14 protein-coding genes and 1 pseudogene are annotated in these 13,311 nt (G+C 71.2%); 11 read left to right on the forward strand and 4 right to left on the reverse strand.

Features of this window, described 5'->3' with window-relative positions; genetic code table 11:
* The first annotated feature begins 91 nt into the window (after positions 1 to 91).
* Positions 92 to 1,141, forward strand: a complete 1,050-nt coding sequence (locus D7W79_RS27390) for a TetR family transcriptional regulator (protein ID WP_120528345.1) — start codon at positions 92 to 94, stop codon at positions 1,139 to 1,141.
* Here D7W79_RS27390 and D7W79_RS27395 read toward each other — a convergent pair whose 3' ends face one another.
* Entirely contained in the window at positions 1,142 to 1,684 is a 543-nt protein-coding gene (locus D7W79_RS27395; RefSeq protein WP_171438373.1) for a hypothetical protein, read from the reverse strand.
* A 136-nt stretch (positions 1,685 to 1,820) separates the two neighbouring features.
* Between D7W79_RS27395 and D7W79_RS27400 the strand changes: the two genes are divergently transcribed.
* On the forward strand, positions 1,821 to 2,876 hold the full coding sequence (locus D7W79_RS27400) for a hypothetical protein (RefSeq protein ID WP_120528356.1): 1,056 nt from the start codon (positions 1,821 to 1,823) through the stop codon (positions 2,874 to 2,876).
* Between the two features lie 3 nt (positions 2,877 to 2,879).
* Here D7W79_RS27400 and D7W79_RS27405 read toward each other — a convergent pair whose 3' ends face one another.
* A complete protein-coding gene (locus D7W79_RS27405) occupies positions 2,880 to 3,194 on the reverse strand; it encodes a tetratricopeptide repeat protein (RefSeq protein WP_120528347.1) in 315 nt (104 codons plus the stop codon).
* A 61-nt stretch (positions 3,195 to 3,255) separates the two neighbouring features.
* Here D7W79_RS27405 and rsfS point away from each other — a divergent pair, with 61 nt between their 5' ends.
* From rsfS to D7W79_RS44570, 4 genes are all read left to right on the forward strand, one after another.
* The gene (rsfS, locus tag D7W79_RS44565) at positions 3,256 to 3,801 is read left to right on the forward strand and encodes a ribosome silencing factor (protein WP_171438370.1); all 546 of its coding nucleotides are present in this window, start codon (positions 3,256 to 3,258) and stop codon (positions 3,799 to 3,801) included.
* A 4-nt stretch (positions 3,802 to 3,805) separates the two neighbouring features.
* Positions 3,806 to 4,270: a 23S rRNA (pseudouridine(1915)-N(3))-methyltransferase RlmH gene (locus D7W79_RS27415; protein ID WP_120528348.1), complete on the forward strand. Its 465-nt coding sequence runs from the start codon at positions 3,806 to 3,808 to the stop codon at positions 4,268 to 4,270.
* Between the two features lie 67 nt (positions 4,271 to 4,337).
* On the forward strand, positions 4,338 to 5,483 hold the full coding sequence (locus tag D7W79_RS27420; RefSeq protein ID WP_120528349.1) for an RNA ligase RtcB family protein: 1,146 nt from the start codon (positions 4,338 to 4,340) through the stop codon (positions 5,481 to 5,483).
* Positions 5,484 to 5,540: 57 nt separating this feature from the next.
* The gene (locus D7W79_RS44570) at positions 5,541 to 6,242 is read left to right on the forward strand and encodes a ComF family protein (RefSeq protein WP_171438368.1); all 702 of its coding nucleotides are present in this window, start codon (positions 5,541 to 5,543) and stop codon (positions 6,240 to 6,242) included.
* Positions 6,243 to 6,252: 10 nt separating this feature from the next.
* Here the strand turns inward: D7W79_RS44570 and D7W79_RS27435 are convergent, their stop codons facing one another.
* Positions 6,253 to 7,002, reverse strand: a complete 750-nt coding sequence (locus D7W79_RS27435; RefSeq protein ID WP_120528350.1) for a Uma2 family endonuclease — start codon at positions 7,000 to 7,002, stop codon at positions 6,253 to 6,255.
* A gap of 88 nt (positions 7,003 to 7,090) precedes the next feature.
* Between D7W79_RS27435 and D7W79_RS27440 the strand changes: the two genes are divergently transcribed.
* Positions 7,091 to 7,387: a hypothetical protein gene (locus D7W79_RS27440; protein ID WP_120528351.1), complete on the forward strand. Its 297-nt coding sequence runs from the start codon at positions 7,091 to 7,093 to the stop codon at positions 7,385 to 7,387.
* Positions 7,388 to 7,405: 18 nt separating this feature from the next.
* Here the strand turns inward: D7W79_RS27440 and D7W79_RS27445 are convergent, their stop codons facing one another.
* The gene (locus D7W79_RS27445; protein WP_120528352.1) at positions 7,406 to 7,723 is read right to left on the reverse strand and encodes a DUF3817 domain-containing protein; all 318 of its coding nucleotides are present in this window, start codon (positions 7,721 to 7,723) and stop codon (positions 7,406 to 7,408) included.
* A 152-nt stretch (positions 7,724 to 7,875) separates the two neighbouring features.
* Between D7W79_RS27445 and D7W79_RS27450 the strand changes: the two genes are divergently transcribed.
* The 4 genes and pseudogenes from D7W79_RS27450 to D7W79_RS27465 all read left to right on the forward strand — a co-directional run.
* Complete coding sequence (locus D7W79_RS27450; protein WP_120528353.1) at positions 7,876 to 8,949, forward strand: SIS domain-containing protein; 1,074 nt, start codon at positions 7,876 to 7,878, stop codon at positions 8,947 to 8,949.
* Positions 8,949 to 10,127, forward strand: coding sequence for an N-acetylglucosamine-6-phosphate deacetylase (gene nagA / locus D7W79_RS27455; RefSeq protein ID WP_120528354.1), 1,179 nt, complete (start codon positions 8,949 to 8,951; stop codon positions 10,125 to 10,127). Before D7W79_RS27450 ends, nagA begins: the two co-directional genes overlap by 1 nt.
* Before the next feature lie 57 nt (positions 10,128 to 10,184).
* A complete protein-coding gene (locus D7W79_RS27460) occupies positions 10,185 to 12,221 on the forward strand; it encodes a glycosyl hydrolase family 18 protein (RefSeq protein ID WP_120528355.1) in 2,037 nt (678 codons plus the stop codon).
* Between the two features lie 259 nt (positions 12,222 to 12,480).
* Positions 12,481 to 13,311, forward strand: a pseudogene (locus D7W79_RS27465) (DUF3857 domain-containing protein); the annotation flags it as partial.

Raw genomic sequence — 13,311 nt, forward strand, 5'->3', positions numbered from 1 at the left:
CAGGTGCCCGGAACCAGGGCGCTTTCCGTCGGGCCTGGGAACGGAGTAGGAGGGAAGGACTGGCATCCGCCTTGCTGACGGTGTCCCCCCGATGATGTCGCGTGTCCTCCCCCTCCTCCTGTGCCTGCTCGTGGCCGCTCCCGCCGGGGCGACGTCCGGCCTGGAGCAGGCGCGCGCGAAGGCCCAGGCGGCGCGCACGGAAGCGCGCACCCTGCGCACCCGGCAGCAGGGGCTGCGCGACGAGCTCAACGGGCTGGCCGCGCGCATCGAAGCCCTCAAGGCCCAGCGCCAGGGGAAGCTCACCGCGGGCGGCGAGCTGGAGTCCGCGCTGCGCCGCTCGCAGGAGCTGAGCGGGGAGCTGACGGGGCTGGCGCAGTCGGTGTCCGGCGCGGACGGCGAGGTGGAGCGCGCGCACCTGGCGCTGCACGGCGCGCTGTCCCAGGAGCTGACGCGGCTGCGCGCGGCGTGGGACGCGACGACGGACCGGGCGGAGCGGGCGCGGCTGGTGGAGCAGATGCGCTCCGTGCGGGGCGAGCGGGAGGCCGTGCGCGCGGCGCTGCCCGCCTCCCAGGTGCCGGCGCTGGATGGCGCGGCGCGCGGGGATGACCCGGAGGACCTGCTCGCGCAGGCGGACGCGCTGCGCGACACCCAGGACAAGGTGCGGCAGCGGCTGACGGCCCTGAAGGCGCGCATCACCGAGGTGCGCGAGGAGCGCGACCTGGACCGGCGCATGAACGACTTCCTGGGCGAGGAGTCCATGTTCGACGACCAGGACCGGCACCTGCGCATGCGCACGGCGGGCGACCGGGGCCTGCTGGTGGCCCCCACCCTGCGGGGCGGAGGCAACGGCCAGGTGACCGCGGGGGACTCGATGGCTGAGACGCCGAACTACTCGGGCGACGGCCCCTCCGTCGGAGGGGAAACCGGCGTTCCCGCGGGCGGGCTGGCCCCGGCCGGCAGCGTCACCGCCAGCGACCGGCGGCCCCAGGTGGACCCGGTGCGGGCCCAGGCGCTGGCCGCGGGCGGACCGGAGGACCTCTCCTCGCTGGAGCAGGAAGCCGCGCGGCTGGAGTCCCTGGCGCGCGAATTGGACGGGCGCGCGGGCGCGCTGGAGCGCCGCGCGAAGACGCTGGCCCCGTAGCTAGAGCAGGTCGCCCTCCACCTCCAGCACCACCGTGGCCTGCACGCGCACCTCGCGCTCCGGCAGGCGCCCCGTGCCGCGCAGGATGATGGCCATGGAGGGCGCGGCCACGTAGGGCCGCAGGTCCACGCTCCCGTCCGCCTTCAGTGACAGCGTGGGGTTGGGCGCGTTCAAGCCCAGCCCGGCGATGCCGCCGCGCTCCGCGAAGCGCGACTCGGAGTTGCCCGCGCGAGCCACCGCCTCCAGCGAGTCCAGGAAGTCGAAGCCCTGGTCGTTCGGGCTCAGGACCTTGAGCGTCATCGACTTCACCTGCACCCGCGTCACCTCGTCCTTGGTGACGTCGCGGTTCTTGAAGTCCTGGTTCTCGTTGAAGTCCAACGCCGAGAAGCTGCTGATGGCGGGAAAGGCATTCAGGAGCGTGGGGGTGCCGGCGGGGCTCGCGGGCACCGTCGCCTCGCCCTGGACCTCCGTGAGGAAGGACGACGAGGAACAGGCGCAGAGCGACAGGCCGGCCGCCACCGCGAGGAAGGACGCGTAAGACATGGCCGCAATGTACCGGGCGGCCGGGTGCGGCGTCACCGACCGCGGGCGCACCCCGGGTGTCCCCGGGGCGACTCGGCCGGGATGGACGCTTGCGAGGGTGGGGCGGGCCCACGGCCCGGAGTATGGTGCGCGCGTCTTGGACCGCCGCCTCCTCCCGCTCCTCTTCGCCCTCGCGTTGCCTTGGGGCGGAGGTGCGCGCGCGGCCGAGTGGCAGGGCTCGCTCCGGGGCACCGGCCGGCTGCTCGTGGACAGCAACGCCCCGCGCGACTTCTCCGACGGCGCCACGCACGGCCCCGGAACGGACCTGGCGCTGAGCGCGCTGGGCGTGGCGGAGGGAAAGGGCACCGGCGAGCGCGCCCAGGTGGTGGGCCGGTACGAGCTGGGCGGGCGCAAGTACGTGGACTACGCCAACGAGGACACGCTGGTGCAGGCGGGCGCGCTGGAGGGCTCGCTCGCCCTGGGCACCGAGTGGGGCGCGGGCGCCGAAGGGCACGCCAAGGACCGGCGGGGCGGCAGCCGCGCGTACTCGGACCTGGGCGCCAGCCTCTTCGCCGAGTACGCCCCGGACGTGCGCCTGGCCCTGCGCATGCGCCTGGGCGCGCGCCGCTTCGTGTACCGCCCGGACCACACGGCCGACTTCGGCGGGCCGGAGGTGGGGGTGCTGGGCCGCTACCGGCTGAGCCCGCGCCACACGCTGAACGTGTTCGGCGAGTGGGGTTCGCGCCGCTACGGCCCCTTCGCCCGCCCCTTCCCGGGCGTCAGCACGTCCCCCGGACGGCGCCAGGACGGCGCGCTGGTGGCGGGGGCGGGCTACACGTACCGGGGGCCGGTGAAGCTGTCGCTCACGTATGCCTTCCAGGAGGTCAGCTCCAACAGCTTCGGAGAGACGGCGCTGCGCCACCGGCTCACCGGCAGCGCCGGGGTGCGGCTGCCGTGGCGGGTGACGCTCCTGGCGCAGGGCACGCTGGGCCTGGCGCGCTACCCGGACGGCATCTTCCTGTCGCCGGAGATCGTCCTGGTGGAGGAGGACGAGGGGCAGAACTCGCTGTCCCTCAAGCTGGCCCGGCCCGTCTCCGCGCGCGTGGACCTGGAGCTGTCCTGGGGCCTGTGGAGCACGCGCCTGCCGCGCAACGGCCTCAACTACACGCGCCAGGTGTTCGGCGTGGGCTTCACCTGGCGTGACCAGGACTGAGAGTCATTCCAGGTCGGCGATGCGCTCGTCGATTTCCTCCGCCAGGCTGGGGTGCTGCTGGGCGAGCGCGTGGTCCCGGGCGGTGGTGAGCACCTCCTTCGCCTTGTCCGTCCGGCCGGCCCCCGCGTAGGCATCCCCCAGGGAGACGAGGGCCGCGGCGTACTTCGGGTCCAGGCGGACCGCGGTTTCCAGAGTCTGGATGGCGCTGTCGTATTCCTTGCGCTCCAGGTGGAGCTTCCCCAGGGAGAACCAGGCCATGGGGGCGTCTGGGAACTGGGCCGTCATCTTCTTGAACTGCTCCAGGCGGGCGTCGCTCATGGACGGAACCCATTAGAGGAGCGCTGGAAGCTTGCCAAGGGTGCGATAGGGTATCCGCCACATGGCCACGAAGAAGAAGACCCCTGCATCCAAGAAGGCGAAGGCGAAGAGCGGCACCCGGGCTCCGGCCCGCAAGAAGACCGCCGCCAAGAAGGCGAAGAGCGGCCTGCGTCCGCCGCCGCGCAAGAAGACCGCCGCCGCGCGCAAGAAGGCCCCGAAGGCCGCCGCGCCGCCGCCGCCGCCCAAGCCCGCGGACAACCCGAAGGCGCGCGAGCTGGCGCGCCGCATCGGCAACCTGCTGCTGGACAAGAAGGCCACGGACGTCGTCATCCTCGACATGCGCGGGATGACGTCCTACGCGGACTACATCGTCATCGCCTCCGGCGAGAGCGACCGCCAGGTGAGCGCCATGGCGGAGAACGTCCAGGTGCAGCTCAAGCAGGAGCAGCAGCCCCTGCGCCCCATCAGCACGGAAGGCCTGGAGACGGGTCAGTGGGTGCTGCTGGACTACGACGACGTCGTGGCCCACCTGTTCAACGGCGAGGTGCGCGCCTTCTACGACCTGGACGGGCTGTGGGCGGACGCGCCCCGGGAGAAGCTGTCCTAGTCCCGTGAAGGTCCGCCTCCTCTCCATCGGCAAGGACCGCTCCGGGCTGTTCGAGCCCGCCGTGCAGGAGTACGCGCGGCGGCTCGAGCACTACACGCGCTTCGAGCTGATTGAGATGAACGAAGCGTCGGGCCGCAAGCTCAAGCCCGGCGAGGCGAAGTCCGCGGAGGCCACCGCCATCCTCGGCAAGCGCAAGCCGCAGGACTGGCTGGTGGCGCTGGACGAGCGCGGCACCCTGCTGGACTCCGTGGAGCTCAGCCGCTACGTCGCCAAGGCGCAGACGGGCGCGAAGGACCTGCTCTTCGTCATCGGCGGGGACGAGGGACTGGATGACTCGGTGCGCGGCGCGGCGCATCAGGTGATGTCGCTGTCGCGGATGACGCTGCCACACCGGCTGGCGCGGGTGGTGCTCATCGAGCAGCTCTACCGCGCGTTCACCATCCTGAAGGGCGAGCCCTACCACAAGTAGGCAGCCGGGCAGGCTGTCTGGCCGGGGCGTCAGGGCGTGGAGAGGCTCCGCGTCGGGAGCGCCCATCATGAACACGCCCTCTTCTGAAACCTCCACGGCCGCGACCGTGCGCATCATCGCCTCGCCCCAGTCGTGGGTGGAGGGCGAGGCCGTCCGTCAGCTGGAGGCGGTGGCGCGCCTGCCCGGCATGCGGCTGGCGGTGGGATTGCCGGACCTGCATCCCGGCAAGGGCGCCCCGGTGGGCGCGGCCTTCGAGTCCGAGGGCTTCTTGTATCCCTACCTCGTGGGCAGCGACATCGGCTGTGGCATGGGGTTGTGGGACGTGGACCTGCTGACGCGCAAGGCGAAGGCGGAGCGCTGGGCGGCGAAGCTGGACCTGGAGGGGCCGTGGGAAGGGGACACGGACGCGGTCCTCGCGGAGCACGGCGCGAGCAGCACGGGCTTCGAGGCCGCGCTGGGCACGGTGGGCGGCGGCAACCACTTCGCGGAGGTGCAGCGGGTGGAGGAGGTGCACGACGCGCGCGTCTTCGAGGCGCTAGGCCTGCGGGAGGAGCGGTTGCTGCTGCTCGTGCACTCAGGGTCGCGCGGGCTGGGGGAGGCCATCCTGCGCACGCACGTGGACCGGCACGCGGCGGGCGGGCTGGCGGCGGACTCGGAGGAGGCGCGCGCGTACCTCGCGCGGCACGACGGCGCGGTGCTCTGGGCGAAGGCGAACCGGGCGCTGGTGGCGCAGCGGGCGCTGGACGGGATTGGCGCGACGGGGCGGCGGGTGCTGGACGTGTGCCACAACAGCGTGACCGCGCGGCATGAGGGCGGACGCGTGGGGTGGTTGCACCGCAAGGGCGCGGCGCCGTGGGACGAGGGCCCGGTGGTGATTCCCGGCAGCCGTGGGGCGCTGAGCTATCTGGTGTTACCGGTGGGCACGGGCGAGCAGAGCGCGCACAGCCTGGCGCACGGCGCGGGACGCAAGTGGACGCGCACGGCGGCGCGGGAGCGGCTGAAGGAGCGCTTCACGGCGGAGTCGCTGACGCGCACGTCCTTCAAGAGTCACGTCGTGTGCGAGGACCGGGACCTGCTCTTCGAGGAGGCGCCGCCCGCGTACAAGGCCATCGACCGCGTGGTGACGGACCTGGTGGAGGCGGGGCTGGTGCGGGTGGTGGCGACGCTGGCGCCGGTGCTCACGTACAAGACGCGGGGCCGCACGGCGGAGTGAGCGGCACGGGGCTGGCACGAGGGGCGCGAGGATGCGCTGCCCCTGGGAGTCCCGGTGATGTGGAAGGCCCTGCTGGATTTGCTCTACCCGCCCATGTGTCTGGCCTGCGCGAAGGTGCTGCCAGGCGTGGGCGCGGTGTTCTGCGAGCCGTGTGACACGGCGCTGGAGCGGCTGCCGCCGGTGTGTTGCCGGACGTGCGCGGAGCCCGGTGCGTTCCCGGGGAACACCTGTCCCCGCTGCCGGACGGTGCCGCCGCCGTTCAGCCGCGCCTGGGCGCCGTTCGCGCACGAGGGGCCGGTGGCGCGGGCCATCCACCGGTTCAAGTACGAGGACCAGCCGGACCTCGCGGCGCCGCTGGGAGCACTGCTCGCGGACGAGGCGCGGCGGTTCCTGAGGACCGCGCCCGGGTGCGTGGTGGCGTTGCCGCTGCACGTGCGGCGCTTCCGGAAGCGGCAGTACGACCAGGCGCACCTGCTCGCGGGGGAGCTGGCGAAGGCCACGGGGCGGACGGCGCCGGGGGACTGGCTGGAGCGCACCCGGGAGACGCGGCGGCAGGTGGGGCTGAGTGAGGCGGAGCGCGCGGGCAACGTGGCTGGAGCGTTCGTCGCGTCGCGAGCGGTGAAGGGGCAGGAGGTGTTGCTCCTGGACGACGTGTTCACCACGGGGTCCACCGCGCGGGCCGCGGGTATCGCGCTGCGGGATGCGGGGGCCACGCGGGTGGAGGTGCTGACGTTGGCGAGGGCGTTCACCCTCGCCTGAAGTCCGCGGTTCAGCCCTGGGACTTCTTGAGCCGGGCGAGTTCGGCCTCGAGTTCCTTGATACGGCGCTCCAGGTTGTTGCGGCGCTGAAGCTCTTCCTCCAGTTGGAGGATGCGCTCTTTGTAGCTCAGCAGCGGCGTGGCGCTCGTCCACAGTTGGAGGCGCTCTCCTTCGGTCTGGAATTCGAGTCCCAGCACTTTGGAGACGTATCGACCCCGCTGCGGTTCCAGGCGTGTGTAGACACGCGCATCGGGTGTCGCGAGCCGGTAGCACGCCAGCGTGCAGTCACGACCGTCGAGGATGAAGTACTCCGGAATCCCCAAGCGGGCGTAGCGCTGTACCTTTTCCTCGGCGGCCGTCTTCCGTTCTCCGCCCGCGTGCACCTCCATGACCCAGTCCACCCCATGGGCCTCGGCGCTGCACACCCACTTGTTCCGGCGATGGTTCTCCGCATCCAGCACGACCAGCAGATCCGGCGCGAAGCGTGGTTCCTCGGGGTAGTAGATGGGGAGCGCGGAGCTCACATACGCCCGTCGGGACTGCTGCGCCCAGTACCTGCGCAACACGTTCCATACGTAGGTGCGCGGGCCGGTGTGCCAGTCCCCTTCGGGCATTGGCATCTCATTCCAGGTCACCTCGCCAGGGAGGGACTCCACGACCTGCGCCCGCTCCTCCTCGGTCAGTGCATCCCACGCCGCCTGGGATGGTGCGCGCGGATATTCCAATACAACCTCTGGAGTCCCATCCTCCACGACCAACATAATGGGTCTTCTGCCTGGGAGGGTCAATCCCCCATGGGTCGTCTATGCTGCGCGGAGAAGGACTTGTCGCGGAGAGGGAAGGCTCGCGATGCTGACGCCAGAGGAGCGCGACCGGGCGCGCGGAGGCAGGCTGCTGGCGCATGGCAGCTGGCTGCTCTACGTCATCGCGGTGCTGATCCAGCGCTTCTCGGATCCGCTTCTTCTGGGATCGCGGCCGCTGGGTTACGTCCTGGTCCTGCTCTTCGGCTCCGGGTTTGTCATGGGACTCGTGGCGCTCATCCGCCGCAAGCGCTACCGGCCCGCCCGGGTGTTCGCGCCCGCGTTGGCGGGCCTCCTCTTGAACGGGTCCGTCTTCGCGAGCCTCGCCGTCGTCACGGCCATGTAGGCGCGAGGGTCCCCGCGTTCAGCGCGTCTTCGCCGTCTCCAGCGCGAGCGCTTCGCCACGCAGCTGCGCGTCCAGCCAGAACGTCCCGCCCGGCACGAGCGAGGCCACGAAGGCCACGGTGATCCGCTTCACGCCCCACCGGTACTCGATGGCCGCCATCATCAGCGTGTAGAGGTACGCCATGAACAGCAGGCCGTGCGCCATGCCCACCACGCGCACGCCCAGCGGCATGTGCAGCACGTACTTCAGCGGCATGGCGATGAGCAGCAGCACCAGGAAGGACAGTCCTTCCCAGAAGGCGACGGCGCGGAAACGGCCCAGGGCGGTCTTCAGCATGACGTCCTCTCTCCTCCGCCCCTCCTTCGCCGTCAAGCCGCGCGGCTGACGCAACCCGGCCTGCCCGCTCCAGGTCCGGCCTGACGGCATGGCCTCCGAGCCGCGCCCGGGATGTCGGACGCATCACGCCCGGCGCCTTCCTCCACCAGTCCATGCCCGGAGGCTGTTATCCCCTGCGCGTGGACCCCACCCAGACGAATCCTTCCCTTCCCGCCCTCGCGCGTGAGGCCGCCGAGGCTCCGGCCGCGGCCCGCCGCCAGCTTGAGCGCTGCCGCGACACCTTCGCCTACCTGGGGGCTCGCCTGCGGCGCACGCCTCCTCGCTTCGTCGTCACCTGTGCCCGGGGCAGCTCCGACCATGCGGCCGTCTACGGCAAGTACCTCATCGAAACCACGCTGGGCCGCGCCGTGGCGTCCATGGGTCCCAGCGTCGCGTCCGTCTACAACACGCGCTCGCTGGAGCTGCGCGACGCGCTCTTCATCGCCGTCTCGCAGTCCGGTCAGAGCCCCGACCTGCTGCGCATGACCGAGGCCGCCCGCGCGGGTGGCGCCGTCGTGCTGGGCTTCATCAACGACGAGTCCTCGCCGCTGGCCTCGTTGTGCGACGTGCGCGTGCCGCTGTCCGCCGGCCCCGAGCGCAGCGTCGCCGCCACCAAGTCCTATCTGCTCTCCGGTCTCGCCTTCCTCCAGCTCGTCGCGCACTGGTCGGACTCCGCGGAGCTGCACGATGCCGCCCGGCGGTTCCCGGAGGCGCTGGAGGCCGCGGGGAAGCTCGACTGGTGGCCGGCGCTCGCGACGCTCAAGGAGGCCACCAGCCTCTACGTCGTCGGCCGGGGCAGTGGCCTGGGCGCCGCGCTGGAGATGGCGCTCAAGCTCAAGGAGACCTGCCGCATGCACGCCGAGGCCTTCAGCACGGCGGAGGTCCTCCACGGTCCGCTCGGGCTCGTGCGGCCGGGCTTCCCCGTGCTCGCGTTGGGACAGGAGGACAACGCCGCGCAGGGCACCCGCGACGTCGTTCAGCGCATGGTTGAACTGGGCGCGAGCGTCCACACCGCCCTGCCCGTTCCCGGCGCGCAATCCCTGCCCACGCTGCCAGACCTTCCCGCGGCGCTCGCACCGCTGTGCCAGGTGCAGAGCTTCTACTTCGCGGTGCACCAGCTCGCGACGGCGCGTGGGCTGGACCCGGATGCACCCGCGCACCTGCGCAAGGTCACGGAGACCGTGTGATGCCCACGCCCCTCGTTCTCCAGGGCGCGAGAGTCTTCACCGGGGACCAGCTCCTCGAAGGTCACGCCGTCGTCCTCGAAGGGGACACCGTTCACGCCGTTGTTCCCTCTTCCGCAATCCCTCCCGGTGCCACCGTGCACACGCTGCCCGGTGACACGCTGCTGGCTCCAGGCTTCGTGGACGTGCAGGTCAACGGCGCGGGGGGCGTGCTCTTCAACGACACTCCCACCGTGGCGGCGGCGCTCGCCATCGCCTCCGCCATGCGCGCGTGCGGCACCACGGGCCTGCTGCCCACCTTCATCACCGACGACGCTGCCCGCATGCGCGAAGCCTGCGAGGCCGCGCTCACCGCCACCTCGCGCCCCGACAGCGGCGTGCTCGGCATCCACCTGGAAGGCCCCTTCATCAGCCGCGAGCGCGCGGGCGTCCACGTGCCGTCGTTCATCCGCGCGCCCGACCCTCGCGATCTCGACTACCTCACCGCCCTGCCCCGCCGCTTCGCCGCGCACGGCGGTCGCGTGCTGATGACGCTCGCGCCCGAGTGCGTGGACGACGCCACCTTGCGCCGGCTCGCCACCTCCGGCGTGGTGCTCAGCGCGGGCCACACCGCCGCCACCAGCGAGCGCACCACCCAGGCCCTGCACGCGGGTGTGCGCGGCTTCACCCACCTGTTCAACGCCATGCCCCCGGTGATGAACCGCCAGCCCGGCCCCGTCGTCGCCGCGCTCACCCAGGACGACGCGTGGTGCGGCGTCATCGCGGACGGCGTGCACGTGCACGCGGACAACCTGCGCCTGCTCCTCAAGGTCAAACCCCCGGGCAAGGTGTTCCTCGTCACGGACGCCATGCCGCCCGTCGGCACGCCCGTCACGTCGTTCACCCTCCAGGGCCGCACCATCCTGCGCCGCCACGGCCGACTGGAGACCGAGGACGGCACGCTCGCAGGCGCGGACATCGACCTCACGGCGGCCGTGCGCCACTGCGTCCACGCGCTCGGTGTGCCGCTGGAGGAAGCGCTGCGCATGGCCTCGCTCCACCCCGCCGCGTTCATCGGCCTGCATGGCCACCGGGGCCGCATCGCTCCCGGACAGCGCGCGGACCTCGTGCTGCTGAAGCCGGACCTTTCCGTCCACAGCACATGGGTGGCCGGACAGGCGAAATCCAACGCCAGCCATTAACCCGGAATAATGGGTGCGTGACTCCTTCCGCGTGTACCGCAGGCGAGGAGAACACGAATGCGTCGTAGCAAGTGGATTGTGGGCCTGGTGGCGTCCGCGCTGACCGTCGCCGGTTGTGGCCAGGAGTCCTTCGCGCCCGAAGCCGAGGGCCCGGGCAGCGTGATGAAGGCGCCGCTGGATGCCGCGTGGGCCGTGGGCGTCGCCTACTCCGTGGGCACGCGCGTCACCTATGAAGGCCGCGTCTATGAGTGCCGTCAGGCCCACACGTCCCAGGCGGACTGGACGCCGACGGCCGTGGCGGCGCTGTGGCTTGACCTGGGCCCTGTCACGGGCGGCGGCGACACCACCGCCCCCGTCGTCACCGCGACGAGCAGCAAGACGAGCGTCACCGCCGCGGGCTCCATCACCGTCTCCGGCAGCGCCACCGACGACACGGGCGTGACGAAGATTGAAATCCTGGAGAACGGAAACCTCGTCGCCACCGCGTCGTCCTATACGCGCGGGTTCACCGGCTCCGGGCAGAACGGCACGTACACGTACACCGTGAAGGCCTACGACGCCGCCGGCAACGTGGGCTCGAAGACCGTCACCGTGACCGTGGCCATCCCATCCAGCGGCGACGTCACCGCCCCCGTCGTCACCGCCAGCGCCAGCGCGTCGCGCATCACCGCCGCGGGCTCCTTCACCGTCTCCGGCAGCGCCACCGACAACGTGGGCGTGACGAAGGTGGAGATCCTGGAGAACGGCACGCTCGTGGCCACCGCGGCGTCGTTCACCCGCGCCATCTCCTCGTCCGCGCAGAACGGCACGTACACGTACACCGTGAAGGCCTACGACGCCGCGGGCAACGTGGGCACCCAGACCGTGAGCGTCGTGGTGGAGTTGCCCGGCACTCCGCCGCCGGGCGGCAAGCGCATCGTCGGCTACTTCACCGCGTGGGGCATCTACGGCCGCAACTACCAGGTGTCCAACGTGCCGGCGTCGAAGCTCACGCACATCAACTACGCCTTCTCCAACATCTCCCCGGACGGCAAGTGCATCCTCGGGGATCCGTTCGCGGACATCGACAAGGGCTTCGGCTACCCCGGCGAGTGGGACCCGGGCGCGCTGCGCGGCAACTTCCGCGCGTTCAAGGAGCTGAAGAAGACGAACCCGAACCTCAAGCTGCTCATCTCCATTGGCGGCTGGTCCTGGTCCAAGTACTTCTCCCAGGTGGCCGCCACCGCCGCGTCGCGCACCGCGTTCGTGAAGTCCTGCGTGGACCTGTACGTGAAGGGCCAGTTCCCCGGCGTCACCCCGGCCAACGGCGTGGGCGTGTTCGACGGCATCGACGTGGACTGGGAGTACCCCACCGGCGGCGGCCTGCCGGACAACATCAGCAGCCCCGCGGACAAGGTGAACTACACCCTGCTCATGCAGGAGTTCCGCACCCAGCTGGCCGCCGTGACGGCGCAGACGGGCCAGACGTACCTGCTCACCATCGCGTCGGGCGCGTCGCCGGACCTGCTCGCCAACAAGCAGGAGACCGTGAAGCTGGCCGGCATCCTCGATTGGATCAACGTGATGTCCTACGACTACCACGGCGCCTTCGAGAGCACGGTCAACTTCCACTCCGCGCTCAACCGCGTGACGGGTGACCCGGGCGCCAACGACGGCTTCTACACCGACGGCTCCATCTCCAAGATGCTCCAGTTGGGCGTGCCCGCCTCCAAGATTGTCCTGGGCGTGCCCTTCTACGGCCGCGGCTGGGGCAACGTGCCCAACGTGAACAACGGCCTGTTCCAGACCGGCGTCCCCACCCAGGGAACGTGGGATGACGGCCAGTCCGGCCTCACCGGCGTGTTCGACTACAAGGACATCAAGGCCCGCTTCGAGAAGGCAGGCTCCGGCTACTCGAAGTTCTTCCACCCGGAGAGCAAGCAGGCCTACGTCTACAGCCCCACGACGAAGGTGTGGGTGGCCTACGACGACCCGGAGAGCCTTGCCGCCAAGTCGGACTACATCCTGGCCAAGGGCCTGGGCGGCGCGATGTTCTGGGAGCTGAGCGGCGATGACGGCGGCCTCGTCAACGCGCTCTACAACAAGCTCCACTGACGTCCGTCCTTAAGGCAGGGGCACCCACACCGGGGCCGGCACGGGCATCCACGCCCGCGCCGGCCCTGTGCGTTTTTCCGCCGTTGCCTCCACGGGCCCACCCCGCCCCACACCGGTCCGGCATAGAGTGGGACGCGAATTGGTTGCCTGCCCGCCGTCCGGGGCCGCATGCAGGGGAAGGCCGTGACGGGTCCGCCTGTTCACTGGCGTCATCGCCCCCTGCCTGCCCCCGGGCGCCGTCGAACTTCGAGGAGAACGGATGTCGCGTTTCACATCGCTGGCCGCACTTGTCGTGCTCACCTGTCCCGTGCTGGGGCTCGCGAAGCCGAACGCGGACGACCGGGCCCGCGAATACGCGGCCGAAGCCGTCAAGGCCGCCAACTCGCCGCGCGGCGGCGCCGCCCTCCTGCGCATGCACGCGCTGGTGGATGACGTGGAGGACCTCACCCCGCTGGTGAGCACCTACCAGCAGATTGCCTCCCGCCGCACGGCGGACGCGAACACGCGCACCACCGCTCAAATCCTGCTCATGGACGCGGAGCGCTCTCGCGGCCGCATGGTGCGCGCCAACGAGGTCCGCCAGTGGCTGGGCTTCGTCAACGACTACTACGTCGTCGGCGGCTTCGAGAACGAGGGCAAGGCCGGCTGCGACACGGACTTCGGCCCGGAGGCCGCCAACCTGGACCTCACCGCGCGCTACCCCGGCGCGAAGGGCCACGAGGCCACCTGGCGCAAGCTGGCCGTCACGTCCGCGGACGGCTACGTGGACCTGGCCACCGCGGTGCGCCCCAACAAGGAGTCCGTGGCGTACGCGCTCACCTGGCTGGAAGTGCCCCAGGACACGCGCGTGGCGCTGGGGCTGGGCACCTCCGGCGGCTACCGCCTGTGGGTGAACGGGCAGCTGGCCTCCAAGGAGGACCGCTACAACCTGCCCCGCCCGGACCAGACGCGCGTGTCGGTGAAGCTCAAGAAGGGCCTCAACCGCGTGCTGGTGAAGGTGTGCCAGGAGTCCGGCCCGCTGGGCTTCTACCTGCGCTCGGAGACGGCCTCCGCCCGCGCCTCGCTGCCCGCCAAGGCCCCCGCCCTGGAC

Source organism: Corallococcus exercitus (genome assembly GCF_003611585.1).
In the GTDB taxonomy this organism is placed as follows: Bacteria; Myxococcota; Myxococcia; order Myxococcales; family Myxococcaceae; genus Corallococcus; species Corallococcus exercitus.